Here is an 18,113-nt window from a genome sequence, read left to right as displayed (position 1 = left end):
GATGCCCGCGTGGCCCGGCCGGCGTCATGCGTTCGCGCAACTGGCGGCGCTGGGCGCCGCCTGCTGCTGGCCAGCCGGCGCGCAGGCCGTGACAGGGCAGCCAGACGATGTGCGGCACGGGCAGGGTGGTGGCCCACAACCCGGCGCGCATCCGGTGTCCGGCGCGTCGCTGGCAGCCAACCCGGTCGTCTCGCAGGCGAGCGCGACGATACCCGTGCGCCCGCAGCGCGTCGTCGCGCTCGAATTCATGTTCGCCGAAAGTCTCGCGGCGCTCGACATCACGCCGGTCGGCACGGTCGATACCGCGTTCTATCCGGGCTGGCTCGGCTACGACAACGCGCGGTTCGCGCACGTGACCGACATCGGTTCGCGGCAGGAGCCGGGGCTCGAGGCGATCGCCGCGGTGAAGCCGGACCTGATCATCGGCGTCGGCTTCCGGCACGCGCCGATCTTCGCGGCGCTCGACCGGATCGCGCCGACCATCCTGTTCCAGTTCAGTCCGAACGTGACCGCAGGCGGCGTGCCCGCGACCCAGCTCGACTGGACGCGGCAGATCTTCCGCACGATCGGCGCGGTGACGGGCCGCGACACCCGCGCGCGGGCGATCGAGGCGACGCTCGATGCGGGCCTCGCGCGAGATGCGGCGCGGCTCGCGGCGGCCGGACGGCGCGGCGAGCGCGTCGCGCTGCTGCAGGATCTCGGGCTGCCGGACCGCTACTGGGCCTATACGGGCAACAGCACGGCGGCAGGTCTGTCGCGCGTGCTCGGCCTCGACCTGTGGCCGAAGAGGCCGACCCGCGAGGGCACGCTCTACGTGACGTCGGCCGACCTGCTCGCGCAGCGCGACCTGGCGGTGCTGTTCGTGACGGCGACCGGGGCGGACATGCCGCTCGACGCGAAGCTTGATTCGCCGGTCTGGCGCTACGTGCCGGCCCGGCGCGACCACCGGATCGCGCTCGTCGAGCGCAACATCTGGGGCTTCGGCGGCCCGATGTCGGCGCTGAAGCTCGCCGACGTGATGACCGACACGCTGCTCGGGTTGCCGCCAGCGCGCAGGTGAAACGACGGAGCGCTCATGCCGGGTGGGCCGACTTCTGAAGTCGTCGGGGCGCGGCTGCGTCGTACACGCTTCGTTATCCTGCTTGTCGTCACGAAAACGTGCTGTGCCGTCACCGTATGGCCAACCCACGATCCGCTGTCGAGTTGAAGCAGCCGGCCGGCCAGGCCGAAACAACAGTCATCATGCAGAGTACGCCGGCACCGCTGAAATCCGCCACGGCGCCGGCGGTTTCCGTCAGGCGTCCACCGCATCGACACGTTGCCGTGCCGGTGTCGTATCGCTGACAATGCGCCCGTTGTCGAGCTTCAGCACGCGGTCGGCCAGATCGAAATACCGGTCGTCGTGCGTGATCACCACCACCGCCTTGCCGCGCGCGCGCAGCTCGGGTAGCAGCTGCTCATAGAACACCGCCTTGAACGCGGGATCCTGGTCGGCCGCCCATTCGTCGAACAGGTAGAACGGCCGGTCCTCGAGGTACGCGACGACAAGCGCGAGCCGCTTGCGCTGCCCGGTCGACAGGGCGCGCGTCGAGAATGCGCCGTCGACGACCTGCACCTTGTGGTCGAGCGCGAGCTTCGCGACGAGTGCATTCGCGCGCGCATCGGCCTGCGCGCGTGCGGGATCGTCGGGGTCGACGATGCCGAGCAGCGCATCGAACAGGTGGAAGTCGTTGAACACCGCGCTGAAGCACTGCCGGTACGCGGCGCGCTCGCGCCAGCCGATCGGGCGTCCGTCGACCTCGATCATGCCTTCCTCGGGCTCGTAGAGCCCCGTCAACACCTTCGCAAGCGTGGTCTTGCCGCTGCCGTTGCCGCCGACGATGAACACGAGCTCGCCGGGCTTGAGCGTCAGGTCGATCGGCCCGATGCGGAACATCCGCTCGTCGCGCTCGTGGAAATACGCGTGCGTGACGCCGCGCAGCACGACCGTGCCGGCAGGCGACACGTCCGGCGAGCCGCTCGCGGGCGGCGCCGTGCGCAGCGTGCCGAACTCGGCCATCACGTCCTCGATGCGCGCGAGCGATACGCGCGCCGCGTTGACGGTCGGCAGGTTGTTGAGCAGGCCGTCGAGCGGCACCAGCATGAACAGGAACACGACGACGTAGCCGGCAGCGGCGACCGGGTCCGCGTGCACGCCGAGCTGCGGCCAGAACGCGGCCACCCCGAGGAATGCATAGAACAGGAAGATGATCCAGCCGACGCCGACCGCATACGCGCTGAACGCGCGCCGGCGGTGGTCGCGCACCTCGCCGATCGCGGTGCCCAGCTGGCCGTCGACGAACTGGCGTGCGCGCGCGTCGTGCAGCTTCAGCTCCTTCGCGCCGGAGAACAGCGCGCCGAGATAGCCGAACAGCCTGTCCTGCGCGCGGCCGGCCGCTTCGAGCGACGCAATCGCACGGCGGTCGCCCGTGTGGTAGCCGAACGAGCCCGCGACGATCGCCGCGAGCGCGAGCACGCACACGGGCCACGACAGCCACGCGAGATAGCCGAGGCAGCCGAACACGATCGAGCCGTGCATCACGAGGTTCGGCAACGCGAAGAACAGCATCGACACGTTGGTCGCGTCGTCGGTCAGCACCGACTGCACGGGGGCGGCGCCGATGCGCTCGATGTCGCGCAGCTCGGCGGCGCCGACGCGCCGCGCGAGGTGCACGCGCAATCGCGCCATCGTGTCCTGCGACAGCCGCGCGAACAGCACGCCCGACACGATCCGCGTGACGAGCGCGACCACCGCGCACAGCGCGAAGCGCCACGCGAGCGCGGCGTCGGCGGCGACCGGCTGCGCGAGCGCGCGGTTCAGCGTCGCGACGAGCAGCACGCTCGCAACGCCGTTCAGCACACACGCGACGAGCGCGAGCGCGAGCGCGGCGCGGCTTTCGCGCAGCAGCGCGAGGATCAGGCGGGCGGCCGGGCGTCCGGGCGGGACGGCATCGGCGGCCGGTGGGCGGGACGGCGGGGGAGAAGACTCGTGAGCGGCTGTCATCGGCAACGTCGGGTATTGGAAAAAGGCAGGAAACAAGCGGGAAGCAGGCAAAAGCGGCAGGCGGACGCGCAGTGCGCGTGCCGCCTTCCTGCCGAATAGACGAATGGGCTTCGCAAATATTTAGCAGCACGCGGCCACCGGGGCGTGCGCGGCAGATGCATGAGCGGATTGCGCGCGGCCTGAACGCGGATTGAGCGCAAAACGGTAAAAAATCCGCCGCGCCGTTCGTCACACCCATGAAGCCGCCCAGCGCGGCACCGTGACTTGGCCGAAGCGGCCGGACCCGAAGGACTTCACGCCCATGACGAGTTTCCCGACTGCGTTGCATCACCGAATCCGCGAACTGGCGCGCCGCGCGCCCGACGCGCCCGCGCTCGATGTCTCCTTTCCGAACGAGCACCGCCTGTCGCGCGGCGCGCTCGACCTGCATGCGTCGCGGCTCGCCCGGCGGCTGCGCGCGGCGGGCGTCGGCGCCGAGGTGCGGGTCGGCGTCTGCGTCGAGCGTTCGTGCGAACTCTTCGTCGCGTTGCTGGCCGTGCTGAAGGCGGGCGGCGTGTTCGTGCCGCTCGACCCGCGCCATCCGGCCGCACGCCTCGACTGGATCGTGCGTGACGCGAACCTGCGGCACGGCATCGTCGACGCGGCGGGCCGCGCGGCGCTCGGTGCGCCGTTCGCGCACGCGTTCGACGTCGACGAATACGCGGCGGCCGATTCGATCGACATGGCCGACGGCACCGACGATGCAGAAGACGCCGACGCGCCCGTGCATCCGCACGCGGCCGCATACATGATCTATACGTCCGGCTCGACCGGCACGCCGAAGGCGGTCGTGGTCGAGCACGGGCCGCTCGCCGCGCATTGCGATGCGCTCGCGGCCACGCTGCCGATCACGGCCGGCGACCGTCTGCTGCATTTCGCGTCGGTCAATTTCGACGCCGCGCACGAATGCTGGCTCGCACCGCTCGCGGTCGGCGCGAGCGTGACGATCGCGCCGCCGCAGCCGTTCGCGCCGGATGCCGCGCATGCGTTGCTGGTGCGCGAGCAGGTGAGCGTTGCCGCGTTTCCGCCGGCGTACCTGCGCGAATTTGCGGCGGTCGCCGCGCGCGATGGCGTGCCGCCCGCGCTGCGCGTGCTCGCGTTCGGCGGCGAAGCGCTGCCGCAGCAGGCGTTCGAGTTCGTGCGCAGCACGTTTCCTGCAGTGCGGCTCGTCAACGGCTACGGGCCGACCGAAGCGGTGATCTCGCCGATGCTGTGGCCGGTCGGGCCGGGAGAAACGCCCGCGCTCGCCGCGGACGACGCGTATGCGGCGCTGCCGATCGGGCGTCCGATCGGGCCGCGCGTCGTGCGCATCGACGGGAGCGGCAATGGCGCTGGCGAGCTGCTGCTCGGCGGCGCCTGTCTCGCGCGCGGGTATCACGGCCGTGCGGCGCTGACGGCGGAACGCTTCGTGCCCGACCCGGACGGCGCGCCCGGCGCGCGCGTGTATCGCACCGGCGATCTCGCGCGCGTGCGCGACGACGGCGCGTTCGACTATCTCGGCCGCGTCGACGATCAGGTGCAGGTGCGCGGCGTGCGCGTAGAGCCGGCGGAAGTTGCCGCTTGCCTGCGCGCGCATCCGGCCATCGCCGACGCGGCGGTGGTCGCGGAAGCGAACGGCGGCCCGACCCGTCTCGTCGCGTGCGTCGTCATGCGCACGGAGGCCGACGATGCCGCGCTGAAGGCGCACATCGCCACATACCTGCCGGCCGCGTGGCAGCCGCACCAGGTCGTGCGCTGCGACGCGCTGCCGTACACGCTGAACGGCAAGCTCGACCGCGCGGCGCTACGTGAACGGATCGCGGCGGCACGCATGCCGCGCGCTTCGGGCGATGCGGCGCGCACGCCGACGGAGCAGCGCGTCGCCGGCATCTGGCAGACGCTGCTCGGCCTCGATACGCCGCCGTCGCGCGACGATCGCTTCCTGTCGCTTGGCGCGGACTCGCTCGCAGTGATGCAGCTGCAGGCGGCGATTCGCGCCGAATGGCGCGTCAACCTGCGGCTCGACATGCTGTTCGCGAACCCGGCGCTTGCCGTGCTGGCCGACACGATCGACCGCGCGGAGCGCGAGACTGGCGCCCCGGTCGGCACGATCGTCGCGCGCGGCATCACGCCGACCGCGCAAGCCGCGTCGCCCGAGGGTGCGCCATATGTCGAACGTGCCGCATCGCTCGCGCAGCAGCGCTTCTGGGTGCTCGCCCAGACGCGTGACGCGAGCGCCGCGTACCACATCGCCGCGCACTGGACGATCGAAGGCACGCTCGATCGCGATGCGCTGCAATGCGCGCTCGATCATGTGATCGAGCGGCACGAAGCGTGGCGCACGACGCTCGTCGAGAACGACGACGGCGTCGTGATGCAGCGGATTCACGCGCGCCTGCCGGTGTCGATCGCGCACGTCGATCTGCGCGACCTGCCGCCGGCCGGCCGTGACGCACAGGCGGCGATCCTCGCCGAACGCGACGCGGCCGCAGCGTTCGACCTCGCGGACGGCCCGCTCGTGCGTGCAACGCTCGTCGCGTTTGCCGACGACCGTCACCGGCTGATGCTGAGCGCGCATCACGCGATCACCGACGGCTGGAGCTCGCGCTGCGCTTTCGAGGAGCTGGCGGCGGCCTATCGTGCGCATGCGAACGGCGAAGTGCCGGCGCTGCCCGCGCTGCCGATCCAGTACGCGGACTATGCGGACTGGCAGCGCGACCTGCTCGCAGGCGGCGAGGGCGAGCGGCAATTGACCTACTGGCGCGCCGCGCTGCGGGACGCGCCGGGCCCGCTCGCGCTGCCGGTCGACCGGCAGCCGCCCGCGGCGCGCACGCTGCGCGGCGCGCGCACGTCGCTGCGGCTGCCCGACGCGGTCGCGGCCGACGTGCGGCGGCTCGCGCGCGACATGCACGCGACCGTCTTCACGGTGCTGGTCGCCGCGTTCGATGCGTGGCTGTCGCGCCTGACGGGCGAGACGGACGTCGTCGTCGCGGTGCCGGTCGCGCACCGGCAGCGGCCGGAAACCCGCGCGCTGCTCGGGCTGTTCCTGAACACGGTTGCGCTGCGTGTGCGCGTCGCACCGGCCGAGCCGTTCGCGGCGCTCGTCGCCGCGGCGCGCGCGGCGGCGCTCGACGCGCTCGCGCACCAGGATGTGCCGTTCGAGCGCGTCGTCGACGCGGTGCAGCCGCCCGTCAAACGGGGCGACGAATGGCTGCGCGTCAAGTTCGCGCAGCAGTTCGACGCGCGGCTCGACAGCGTGCTGCCGGGCGCGACCGCGGTTGCGACGCCGGGGCCCGATCTCGCCGCGCGCTTCGATTTCGCACTGGATTTCACCAACGATGCGAACGGCATCGAACTCGTTGCCGCGTATGCGACCGACAGCATCGAGGCCGATACCGCGCGCGCATGGCTCGACGGCTACGCGGCGCTCGTCGCGGCGGCTGCTCGGGATCCGCGGTGCGCGGTCACGGCGTTGCCGTGCGGCGGTCAAGGCGCCGCGCGGCAGCCGCGCGACGGTCGAGCGCTGACGCCCGAGCATGCGGATGTCGTCGCCGCGTTCGCGCGGCAGGCCGCCGCGTATCCGCACCGCGTCGCGCTTGTCGACGGTTCGGCATCGCTGACGTTTGCCGAACTCGACGATGCGTCCGACCGTGTCGCCCGCGCATTGCAGACGCGCGGCGCGGCTGCCGAAGAACCGGTCGTCGTCTGCATCGCGCGCTCCGCGCGCTTCGTCGTCGGCCTGCTCGGCGCGCTGAAGGCCGGCGCGATGGCCGTGCTGCTCGATCCGGCGCAGCCGGCCGAACGGCTCGCGGCCGCCGCCGCCGATTGCCGCGCGCGCTGGGCACTCGTCACGGGCGACACCGGATGGCCGGCCGGTACGGATGCGGGGCCGCTCGACGTCGATGCGCTCGCACTCGACGAGTCGCTCGCGCATGCGGCCGGCGCCCGCATCGCGCCGCGCGCCGACCAGGGCGCGTACCTGATCTACACGTCCGGTTCGACCGGCACGCCGAAAGGCGTCGTCGTCACGCATCGCGCGCTGGCCGACTACGTGCAGGGGATGCTCGACGAACTCGCGTTCGCACCCGACGCATCGTTCGCAATGGGTTCGACGGTCGCGGCCGATCTCGGCCACACGACGCTGTTCGGCGCGCTGTGCGCGGGCCGCACGCTGCATCTGCTGCCCGCGTCGTGCGCGTTCGATCCCGATGCGTTCGCAGCCGAGATGCGCGGCCGCGACGTCGGCGTGCTGAAGATCGTGCCGAGCCATCTGCAGGCGCTGCTCAACGCACGCGTGCCGGCCGACGTGCTGCCGAGCCACGCGCTCGTCACGGGCGGCGAGACGCTCACGTGGGCGCTCGTCGCGCGCATTGCGGCGCTCAAGCCCGGCTGCCGCGTGATCAACCATTACGGGCCGACCGAGGCGACTGTCGGCGCGCTGACCTGCGACACGGCGTCGATGGCCGACCACGCGCGCGACGCGGCGAGCGGCGTGCCGCTCGGCGGACCGTTGCCGAATGCGCGAGCGTGCGTGCTCGATGCGTTCGGCGCGTGCGTGCCGGCCGGTGCGACCGGCGAGCTGTATCTTGGCGGGCCGGGCGTTGCGCGCGGCTACTGGGGACGGCCCGGGGCGACGGCCGAGCGGTTCGTGCCCGATCCGTTCACGCCGGGCGAGCGGCTTTATCGGACGGGCGACCGCGTGCGGCTGCGCGCGGACGGACAGATCGCATTCGTCGGCCGGATTGACGACCAGGTGAAGATCCGCGGCTATCGCGTCGAACCGGGCGAGGTGAGCGCGACCGTGCGCGCGGCCGACGGTATCGCCCAGGCGGAGACGCTCGCCGTCGAGCAGGACGGCCGGCTGCGGCTCGTCGCGTTCGTCGTCGCACGTGACGGCGCGGCGTGCGACGAGGCCACGCTGCGCGCGACGCTCGCGGCGCGGCTGCCGGACTACATGGTGCCCGCGCAGATCGTCGCGCTGCCGCGTCTGCCGGTGACCGCGAACGGCAAGGTCGACCGTGCGGCGTTGCGCGTGCTGGCTGCCGCGCCGGCGGCAGTTTCGCGCGGCGACGCGCCGCAGGGTGCGGTGGAAGCGGCGCTCGCGGAAACCTGGCGGGCCGTGCTGAAAGCGTCGCGCGTCGGCCGCGACGACAACTTCTTCGAACTCGGCGGCGACTCGATCCTCGTGCTGCAGGTGATCGCCCGCGCCCGCAAGCGCGGCGTGCGGTTCACGCCGAAGCAGCTGTTCGACGGCCCGACGATCGCCGAACTCGCGCGGGTCGCGAAGACGGAGGAAGCGGCGGCATCGCAGGCGACGCAGCCCGTGACGGCATCGACGACCGCAACTGCCGACCGCAGCATCCTGACGCCCGCGCAGCAGCGCTTCTTCGCGCTCGATGTCCCGCAACCGGGCCACTGGAACCAGTCGGTCGCATTCGACGTGCGCGGATCGTTCGACGCCGGCGCGTTCGCATGCGCGTTCGACGCACTGCTCACGCATCACGATGCGTTCCGCCAGCGCTTCTCGCGTGCCGACAACGGAACGTGGCAGGCAACCGGCGCCGCACGTCCGTACGATGCGCTGCCGTTCGTCGAAGCCGCGGCACGCGACAACGCCGACGCGCTCGCGCGCTTCGATGCGCTGCAGCGCCGGCTCGATCTCGGTCGCGGCCCGCTCGCGTGCGCGTGTGCCGCGCGGTTGCCGGATGGCGCGACGCGGCTCTTCATCGCGATTCACCACCTGATTGTCGACGGCGTGTCGTGGCGGATCCTGCTCGACGACCTCGACGCCGCGTATCGCGCCGCTTGCGAACGCGCGCCGATCCGCCTTGCGCCGCAGGGGATGCGCGCGGACGCATGGGCCGCGCGGCTGGCGCGCGCGGCGACCGGTCCGGCATCGCCGTTCGCGGACGAAACCGCTTACTGGGCCGGTATGGCCCAAGGCGACGACATCGCGCCCGACCGTCCCGGCGCGCCGGCAACGAACGCCGACGCGGCCGTCGTCGTGCAGACGATCGACCCGGCGCTGACCCGCGCGGCGCTGACCGACGCGCACGCGGCCTATCGCACGCAGACGATCGAGCTGCTGGCCGCCGCGCTAGCGCTTGCGCTGACCGACGGGCGCGGTGGGCACGGCGGGCACGGCGGGACGTCGTGCCGCGTCGAACTCGAAGGGCACGGCCGCGAGGCACTGTTCGACGATGCCGACGCGAGCCGTACGATCGGCTGGCTGACGAGCCATTACCCGGTCGTGCTGCCTGTCGAATCCACGGCACGCGACACGCTGTGCGCGATCAAGGACACGCTGCGCGCGGTGCCGCACAAGGGGCTCGGCTTCGGCGTGCTCGCACGCTACGGCGATGCGGCGACGCGCGCGGCGCTGGCCGCGGTGCCGCGTCCGCGCGTCACGTTCAACTACCTCGGCCAGTTCGACGCGCCGCGCGACGCGACGCTCGTGCCGCGCTTCGGCGGCACCGGCGTCGAGCGCGATCCGGGCGGCCCGCTCGGCAACACGCTCGCAATCCATGCGTATCTCGACGACGACCGCGACGGCGCGCGCACGCTGAAGCTGCATTGGGTCTACGGCGCGACGCAGTTCGAGCGCGCGACGGTCGACGCGTTCTCCGCGCGTTTCGCGAGCGCACTGCGCGATCTCGTCGACGCATGCGCATCGCGCGTCGCCCATCGCGGCGGCGGCGCGACGCCCGGCGACTTCCCGCTCGCGCGGGCCGCGGGCCTCACGCAGGCCGCGATCGAGCGCGCGCCGCTCGACTGGCGCACGATCGACGACGTCTATCCGCTGTCGCCGATGCAGCAGGGGATCCTGTTCCACGCGCTGTTCGCGCCGGGCCATGCGAGCTACGTGAACCAGCTCGTCGCGACCGCGACGCGGCTCGACGCGGACCGGCTCGTCGCGGCGTTCGATGCGTCGATCGCGCGGCACGACATCCTGCGCACGAGCGTGATGCCGGACGAAGCCGCGCCGCTGCAGCGCGTGCATCGCCAGGCCGCGCTGCCGGTCGAGCAGCTCGACTGGCGTACGCGCGGCGCGACGCTCGACGCGGAGTGGGATGCATGGCTCGCGGCCGACCGCGCGCGCGGCTTCGACTGGCGCGAACCGCCGCTGATGCGGCTCACGCTGATCCGCGTGACGGACGACGCGTGGCGCATCGTGTGGACCCGCCATCACGTGCTGCTCGACGGCTGGAGCACCGCACGCCTGCTCGCCGACGTGCTGCGCGACTACCGCGACCCGGACGCCGTGTCGCCGTTCGCAAGCCGCCCGGCGTTGCGCTACCGCGACTTCATCGCCTGGCTCGGCAAGCGCGACCGCGACGCGGACGAACGCTTCTGGACCGAACGTCTCGCCCGCCTCGACGCGCCGACGCTGATCGCCGAGCGCACGACCGATCGCGCCGAGACGGCGGTCGTCACGTGGCGCGCGCGGATCGATGCGGACGCGTTCTCGCGCGTCGCGCAGGCCGCACGCACGCTGAAACTGACGGTCAACACGCTGGTGCAAGGCGCATGGGCGCTCGCGCTGCAGCGAATGACCCATCAGCCGGCGGTCGCGTTCGGCGCGACGGTCGCAGGCCGCCCGGACGCGTTGGCGGACGTCGACGCGGTGCTCGGCCTGTTCATCAACACGGTGCCGGTGATCACCGCGCCCGTACCGCAGCAGCGCGCGGCCGACTGGCTGCAGGCGCTGCAGCGCGACAACGCGGCGGCCGCCGAACATGCGCATACGCCGCTCGCGGACATCCAGCGCTGGGCGCGCGGCGCGGGCGGCGCGCTGTTCGACACGCTGGTCGTGTTCGAGAACTTTCCGGTCGACGCAGCTGGCCACGACGGCGATCCTCGCGCGCTCGTGCTGGGCGACGTGCGCAGCATCGAGTCGACCGATTTCGCGCTGACGCTCGTGATCGAAAGCGGCGCGGAACTGACGATCGACTACGGCTACGACACGGCGCGCATCGATGCGGAGCAGGTGAGGACGTGGCATCGCGCATTCGCGTGCGCGCTCGACGCGCTGGCGAGCAGGCCCGATGCGCTGCTCGGCACGCTGTCGATCAACGGCGACGCGGCGCACGATGCGATCGAACGACAGCAGGCGACCGCACGCACGTGGCCTGCGCAACAGCAGCTGCCGCTGCACGTGCAGTTCGAAGCGGCGGCCCGCGCGACGCCCGAGGCGATCGCGCTCGAATACGCAGACGCGCACGGCGGCGTGCACCGGATGACCTATCGCGAACTGGACGCAAGCACGTCGCGGATCGCGGCCGTATTGCGGCGTCAAGGCGTGCAGCCCGACGCGCCGGTCGCGCTATGCGTCGAGCGCTCGTTCGACATGGTGATGGCGCTCGTCGGCGTGCTCAAGGCCGGTGCCGCCTACCTGCCGGTCGATCCCGACTATCCGGCCGAGCGCATCGCGTACCTGCTGCGCGATGCGCGGCCGGCGGTCGTGCTGACGCAGGCGCATCTTCACGCGCAGGTCGTGGCCGCGCTCGGCGACGGGGCGGATACCCGAGTGCTCACGGTGGCGGATCTGCTCGCGCAAGACGTCGCAACGGCTGCAACGGCCGTAGCGGAACCCGCCGGCGTCACCGGCGCGCAGCTCGCGTACCTGATCTACACGTCCGGCTCGACCGGCAAGCCGAAGGGCGCAGGCAACACGCACGGCGCGCTCGCGAACCGGATCGCGTGGATGCAGGATGCGTATCGGCTCACGCGTGACGATGTCGTGCTGCACAAGACGCCGTTCGGTTTCGACGTGTCGGTGTGGGAGTTCGTGTGGCCGCTGTCGGCGGGGGCGAAGCTCGCGATCGCCGCGCCGGGCGACCACCGCGATCCGGCGCGCCTGACGGCCGCGATTCACGCACACGGCGTGACGGTGCTGCATTTCGTGCCGTCGATGCTGGCCGCGTTCGCCGCATACGTCGACGATTTCGGCGCGGCCGCGCAATGCGACAGCGTGCGCCTGATCGTCGCGAGCGGCGAAGCGCTCGCGCCCGAACTGGTCGCGAAGGTCGCGCGGCTGCTGCCGCGCGCGACGCTCGTCAACCTGTACGGGCCGACCGAGGCGGCGATCGACGTGTCGCACTGGACTTGCGGCCCGGCCGACGCGCATGCGCACGCGGTGCCGATCGGTCATCCGATCGCGAACCTGCAGCTGCATGTGCTCGACGCCGCATGGCAGCCGGTGCCGGCGGGCGCGACGGGCGAGCTGTACCTGGCCGGCGCGGGCCTCGCGCGCGGCTATCTCGGCCGCCCGGGGCTGACGGCAGAACGCTTCGTGCCCGATCCGTTCGTGCCGGGCGCGCGCCTGTACCGCACGGGCGACCTCGCGCGCCGACGCGCGGACGGCGCGTTCGACTACCTCGGCCGTGTCGACACGCAGGTGAAGCTGCGCGGCCAGCGAATCGAGCCGGGCGAGATCGAGGCGCTGCTGCGCGCGGCGCCCGGCGTGCACGACGCGGTCGTCCTGGTGCGCGACGAGCAACTGATCGGCTATGTCGCGCGCGGTAACGCGGGTTCGCTCGACCTCGAGGCAATGCTCGATTCGCTGCGCGCGCAATTGCCGGCGTACATGGTGCCCGCGCAGCTGATCGCGCTCGACACGCTGCCCGTCACGCCGAACGGCAAGTGCGACCGCCATGCGCTGCCCGCGCCGGTGCGGGCGCCCGTGACGGCAGCCGAGCTCGCGACCGATACCGAGCGCGCGCTGGCGGCGATCTGGCAGCGCGTGCTGCACGTCGACGCAATCGGCCGCGACGGCGATTTCTTCCTGCTCGGCGGCCATTCGCTGCTCGCAACGCAGGCCCATGCGCAGGCGAACCTGCACTGGAGCCTCGCGCTGCCGCTGCGCACGCTGTTCGACACCCGCACGCTCGCGCGCTGCGCCGCGGCGATCGACGCGGCCTGCGCGGCGCGCGGCGCGACCGATGCGGCGAGCGCGATCGACGCTTTGCTCGGCGAACTGGAAACCCAATAAGGACAACGGATGACGACGGTTCAACCCGACTGGCTGGCGCTCGCGACGCGCTTCGCGCAACTGCCCGACGCGCAGCGCGCAGTCTTCATCGACAAGCTCGGCGCGGCCGGCATCGATTTCCGCGTGCTGCCGATTCCGCCGCGCGCGCCGCGCAGCGAGCGCGTGCCGGCGTCGTTCGCGCAGACGCGGCTGTGGCTGCACGCGCGGCTGATCGACGCGAGCGACGCGTACCACATCACCGAGCGGCTCGCGCTGACCGGCCCGCTCGACGCGCATGCGCTGCGGCTTGCGTGCGATGCGCTGATCGCGCGTCACGAGGCACTGCGCACGACGTTCGACGAAACGGCCGACGGTGTCGCACAGACGATTCATCCGCCGCTGCGCTGTCCGTGGCGCGACACCGACCTGTCGTCGCTCGCGGAGCCGCAACGCAGCGCGCGCGCCGACCAGGTCGCGGCGGCCGACGAGACACAGGCGTTCGATCTCGGCGCCGCGCCGCTCGTCCGCGCGCACCTGATCCGGCTCGACGCGACGCATCATCGGCTTGCGCTGACCGTGCACCACATCGTGTCGGACGGCTGGTCGTCCGGCGTGATGCTCGGCGAGCTGGCCGCGTTCTATCGCGCGTATGCGACGAACACGCCGGTCTCGCTTGCGCCGCTGCCGATCCAGTACGCGGACTATGCGCTGTGGCAGCGCCGCTGGCTCGACGCAGGCGAACGCGAGCGGCAGCTCGCGTTCTGGCGCGCGCGGCTCGATCCGCAACGCGGCGTGCTGACGCTGCCCGGCGCGGCCGCGCGGCCGGCCCGCCGCAGCGTGCGCGGCGCGCGTCACGTATTCGGGCTGGCCGCGCCGCTCGCCGCGCAGTTGCGCGCGTTCGCGGCCGCGTCGGGTGCGACACCGTTCGCCGTGCTGCTCGCCGCGCTCGACGTGCTGCTCGCGCGTGCGACCGGCGATGCGCGGATCTGCGTCGGCGTGCCGGCCGCGAACCGCGAACGCGCGGAGACGGCCGGGCTGATCGGCTTCTTCGTCAACACGCTCGCGATCGATATCGACGTGCCGCCGCATGAAGGCTTCGCGGCGCTCGTCGCGCGCACGCAGCATGCGCTCGTCGACGCGCAGATGCACCAAGACGTGCCGTTCGAGCAGGTGGTCGACGCGCTCGGCGTGCCGCGCAGCGCGAGCCATCATCCGCTGTTCCAGGTGATGGCCGCGTACGGCGAACGGCGTGCGCTGCCGCCGCTCGGCGATACGGCCGTCGCGGTGCTGCCGTCCGGCACGCCGTCCGCGAAGTTCGACCTGACGCTGGCCGTCGAGGCGACGCCGGACGGCACGTTCGACGCCGCGTTCATCCATGCGCTGGACCTGTTCGACGCCGACGCGATCGCACGGCTCGCGCAGCGCTTCGTCACGCTGCTCGCCGACGCGCTTGCGCGGCCCGACGTGCCGGTCGGCGATCTCGACTGGCTGCCCGAAGCGGAGCGCGCGCAGCTGTTCGCGTGGAACGTGTCGCCCGACGCCGGCGGCAACGAGCCCATCGAATCCTTTGTTCCCGTGCATGCGCGGATTGCTGCGCATGCGCACGCACGGCCGGACGCACGCGGCGTCGCCGACACCGATCGCGCGCTGACGCGCCGCGAAGTCGATGTGCGCGCGGCCCGGCTCGCGCGCCATCTGGTCGCGGCAGGCGTGCGCCCCGAAATGCGGGTCGGCGTCGCGCTGCAGCGGTCGGTCGATCTGCTCGTCGCGCTGATCGCGGTGCTGAAATCCGGCGCGGCGTTCGTGCCGCTCGATCCCGCGCATCCGCGCGAGCGGCTCGCGCAGATCGTCGGCGACGCGCGTATCGCGCACGTGCTCGCCGACGCGCAGAGCGCGCCCGCGCTGCCGGACTTGCCGACGCTGCGCGTGTGGCGCGCGGATGCAATCGACGCGCTCGACGCGTTCAACGATGGGGCGGATGTCGTGCTGCCCGACGTGCTGCCGGGCCACGCGGCCTATGCGATCTACACGTCCGGCTCGACCGGCACGCCGAAGGGCGTGATCGTCGAGCACGGCGCGTTCGCGCGGCACTGCGCAGCGATCGCCGAGCGCTACGGCGCGGGCGAAGACGACGTGTTCCTGCTGTTCCAGTCGGTCAATTTCGACGGCGCGCACGAGGGCTGGTTTTCGCAGTACATGTCGGGTGCGGCCGTGTCGGTGACGGCCGACGTGTTGTGGCCGCCCGCGCAGACCTGCGCGATGATGATCCGCGACGGCGTGACGATGACCTACGTGCCGCCCGGCTGCGCCGCGCAGCTCGCCGAATGGGCGCTCGCGCACGGTGCGCCGCCGACGCTGCGCTCGCTGACCGTCGGCGGCGAGGCGACGTCGCGCGAGGCGTTCGCGATGCTGCGCCGCGCGCTGCCGCACGTGCGGGTCGTCAACGGCTACGGGCCGACCGAGACCGTCATCACGCCGACGCTGTGGATGTTCCGTCCGGACGACGCGCTCGCGAAGCTGGGCGATGCCGCGTACCTGCCGATCGGCACGCTGGTCGGTGCGCGCACCGCGCACATGCTCGACGCGCGCCTTCATCCGCTGCCGGTCGGCGTGATCGGCGAGCTGTATCTCGGCGGCGAAGGGATCGGCGTCGCGCGCGGCTATCTCGACCGGCCGGCGCTGACGGCCGAGCGCTTCGTGCCCGACCCGTACGGCGCGCCGGGCGCGCGGCTGTATCGCACGGGCGATCTCGTGCGGCGCCGCGCGGACGGTGTGTTCGACTTCATCGGCCGCGTCGATCACCAGGTGAAGCTGCGCGGGCTGCGAATCGAGCTCGGTGAGATCGAGGCTCAGCTCGCCGCGCACGACGCGGTGCGCGAAGCGTGCGCGGTCGTGCACGGGCAGGGCGGCGACGCGCAGCTCGTCGCGTATGTCGAGCTGACCGCCGACGCGCGGATGGCCGCGCAACCGGTCGATGCGGCGGTGCTCGATGCGCACCTGCGGCGTACGCTGCCCGACTACATGGTGCCCGCGCAGCTGATCGTGCTCGATGCGCTGCCGCGCAATGCGAACAGCAAGGTCGATCGGGCGCGGCTGCCCGCGCCGGTGCGCGTCGAACGCGCGTATGAAGCGCCGCGCGACGGCGACGAGACCGCGCTCGCGGCGATCTGGCAGGACGTGCTGCGGGTCGCGCGCATCGGTCGCCGCGATCATTTCTTCGAGCGTGGCGGCCATTCGCTTGCCGCGGTGCGCGTCGCGACGCGCGTCGCCGAGCAGCTCGGCCGTGACGTGCCGGTGCGCGCGCTGTTCGACGCGCCGATGCTCGCGCAGTATGCGCAGCAGGTCGCGGATGCACCGCGCGTCGCGCGCGATGGCGCACGGGCGTCCGGCATGACCGGCACGGCGGCATTGCGGCCCGACGCACACGGTGTGTGGCCGCTGTCGCCGGCGCAGCTCGGCCTGTGGTTCCTGTGGCGCGCGCAGCCGGACAGCGCCGCGTACATCATTCCGGTCGCGCTGCGCGTGTGCGGCCCGCTCGACATTGACGCGCTGCGCACCGCATTCGCGGACGTCGCCGCAGCCCATCCGGCGCTGCGCACGCGGCTCGTCGTGCGCGACGGCGCGTTGCCGGGCCAGCGCATCGACGCGCAGCCGCCAGTCGCGCTGCCGGTCGTCGATCTGTCCGCGTCGCCCGATGCGCTCGCGCGCGCCACCGAGCTGACCGACGACGATGCGCTGACACCGTTCGACCTCGCCGCGTCCGCGCCGCTGTGGCGCGCGCGCGTGCTGCGGCTCGGCGCGGACGACCACGTGCTGTCGATCGCGATCCACCATATCGTGTCGGATGGCGAATCGATCGAGCTGTGGCTCGATGCGATCCGGCAGCGTTATGTCGCACGCGTGCAGGACGGCGACGATCCGGTTCCGGCTGTTGACGCGCCGCTCGTGCTGCCCGCATCGGGCGCGTCGGCACGCGTCGCTTACTGGCGCGACACGCTTGCGAACCTGCCGCGACGTGTGCTGCCCGAGCGCGCCGACGCGGGGTTCGTCCCGCAATGGCATGCCTCGCGCATCGCGTTCGAATTCGACGCTTCGCTGATCGGCGCGGCGCGCGAAGCCGCGTCCGCCGCGCACGCGACGCTGCCGATGCTGCTGCATGCCGCGCTGAACGCCGCGCTGTTCCGCTGGACCGGCGCGGCCGACCAGCCGGTCGGCGTGCTCGCGTCGACGCGCGAACTGGCGGGCGAGCGGACGGGAGAGGCGGCGCGCGGTGCGCTTGGCCTGTTCATCAACGCGGTGGTCGTGCGCACGCGGCTCGGCGCGGCGGACCGCCGTGCGGACGTGCTCGGCCGCGTGCGCGACGCGGCGCTCGCCGCCTATGCGCATGCGGACGTGCCGTTCGCCGACGTCGTCGCGGCGTTCGGCGCGTCGCGCGCGGCTGCCGCCAATCCGCTGTTCCAGGTGATGTTCAACTACCTGCGGCCGACGGGCGCGGCCGCGCGCGACTGGGCCGGCCTGTCGCTCGCCGGCTTCGGCGACGTGCGTCACCGCGTCGTGTTCACGCTCGAGCTCGACGTGGTCGAGCATCCGGACGGGCGCGTGATGGCGGCGTTCTCCTACGCGAACGAACTGCTCGACCGCAGTTTCGTCGACGGGCTCGTCGATGCGTACCGCGACGAGGTCGTGCGCTTTGCCACGGCGGCCGATACGGTGCTCGGCGCGCCTGCCGGGAAGGGCGCAGCGGGGGTGGATGCCGCGACGCATGCGATTGGCGCGCCAGGTGCCGGCGCCGCTGCACGCACCGCGGCGAATGATCGGGCCGACGCGTCCGCATTCCGCACCGTCACCGCGCTCGCGGCGCTATGGTCGGACACGTTCGCGACGGCCGCGCCTGCGCCGGACACCGACCTGTTCGAGGCGGGTGCGACGTCGTTCGACGTCGTGCTTTTCGTCGATGCCGCCTGCCGCGCCGGACATGCGCTGACGGTGGCCGACGTGTTCGCCGCGCCGACCCTTGCCGCGCTCGGCGCACGACTCGACGCACAAGCGGATGCCGGTCGGGAGGTGCGCCATGCCGGCTGA

The 18,113-nt window shown here is 72.5% G+C and carries 4 protein-coding genes; 3 read left to right on the top strand and 1 reads right to left on the bottom strand.

The window, feature by feature from the left end; genetic code table 11:
• The first annotated feature begins 1 nt into the window (after position 1).
• Complete coding sequence (locus ACV229_RS03440) at positions 2-1,060, top strand: ABC transporter substrate-binding protein (RefSeq protein ID WP_448081721.1); 1,059 nt, start codon at positions 2-4, stop codon at positions 1,058-1,060.
• A 234-nt stretch (positions 1,061-1,294) separates the two neighbouring features.
• On the opposite strand, the gene ACV229_RS03435 is transcribed toward ACV229_RS03440, so the two are convergent.
• A complete protein-coding gene (locus tag ACV229_RS03435; RefSeq protein WP_448081720.1) occupies positions 1,295-3,043 on the bottom strand; it encodes a cyclic peptide export ABC transporter in 1,749 nt (582 codons plus the stop codon).
• Positions 3,044-3,344: 301 nt separating this feature from the next.
• Between ACV229_RS03435 and ACV229_RS03430 the strand changes: the two genes are divergently transcribed.
• Both ACV229_RS03430 and ACV229_RS03425 read left to right on the top strand, forming a co-directional pair.
• Positions 3,345-13,052, top strand: a complete 9,708-nt coding sequence (locus tag ACV229_RS03430) for an amino acid adenylation domain-containing protein (RefSeq protein WP_448081719.1) — start codon at positions 3,345-3,347, stop codon at positions 13,050-13,052.
• Positions 13,053-13,061: 9 nt separating this feature from the next.
• A complete protein-coding gene (locus ACV229_RS03425) occupies positions 13,062-18,113 on the top strand; it encodes an amino acid adenylation domain-containing protein (protein ID WP_448081718.1) in 5,052 nt (1,683 codons plus the stop codon).

The sequence above is a fragment of the Burkholderia sp. MR1-5-21 genome, assembly GCF_053427715.1.
The sequence above is the reverse complement of the archived record's forward strand: the minus strand, read 5'-3'. Positions and strand labels throughout refer to the sequence as shown.

Excerpts from the sequence above, each read along its gene's own strand:
- ACV229_RS03440 (WP_448081721.1), top strand. The coding sequence starts at position 2 with ATGCCCGCGTGGCCCGGCCGGCGTCATGCGTTCGCGCAACTGGCGGCG.
- ACV229_RS03430 (WP_448081719.1), top strand. The coding sequence starts at position 3,345 with ATGACGAGTTTCCCGACTGCGTTGCATCACCGAATCCGCGAACTGGCG.
- ACV229_RS03435 (WP_448081720.1), bottom strand. The coding sequence starts at position 3,043 with ATGACAGCCGCTCACGAGTCTTCTCCCCCGCCGTCCCGCCCACCGGCC.
- ACV229_RS03425 (WP_448081718.1), top strand. The coding sequence starts at position 13,062 with ATGACGACGGTTCAACCCGACTGGCTGGCGCTCGCGACGCGCTTCGCG.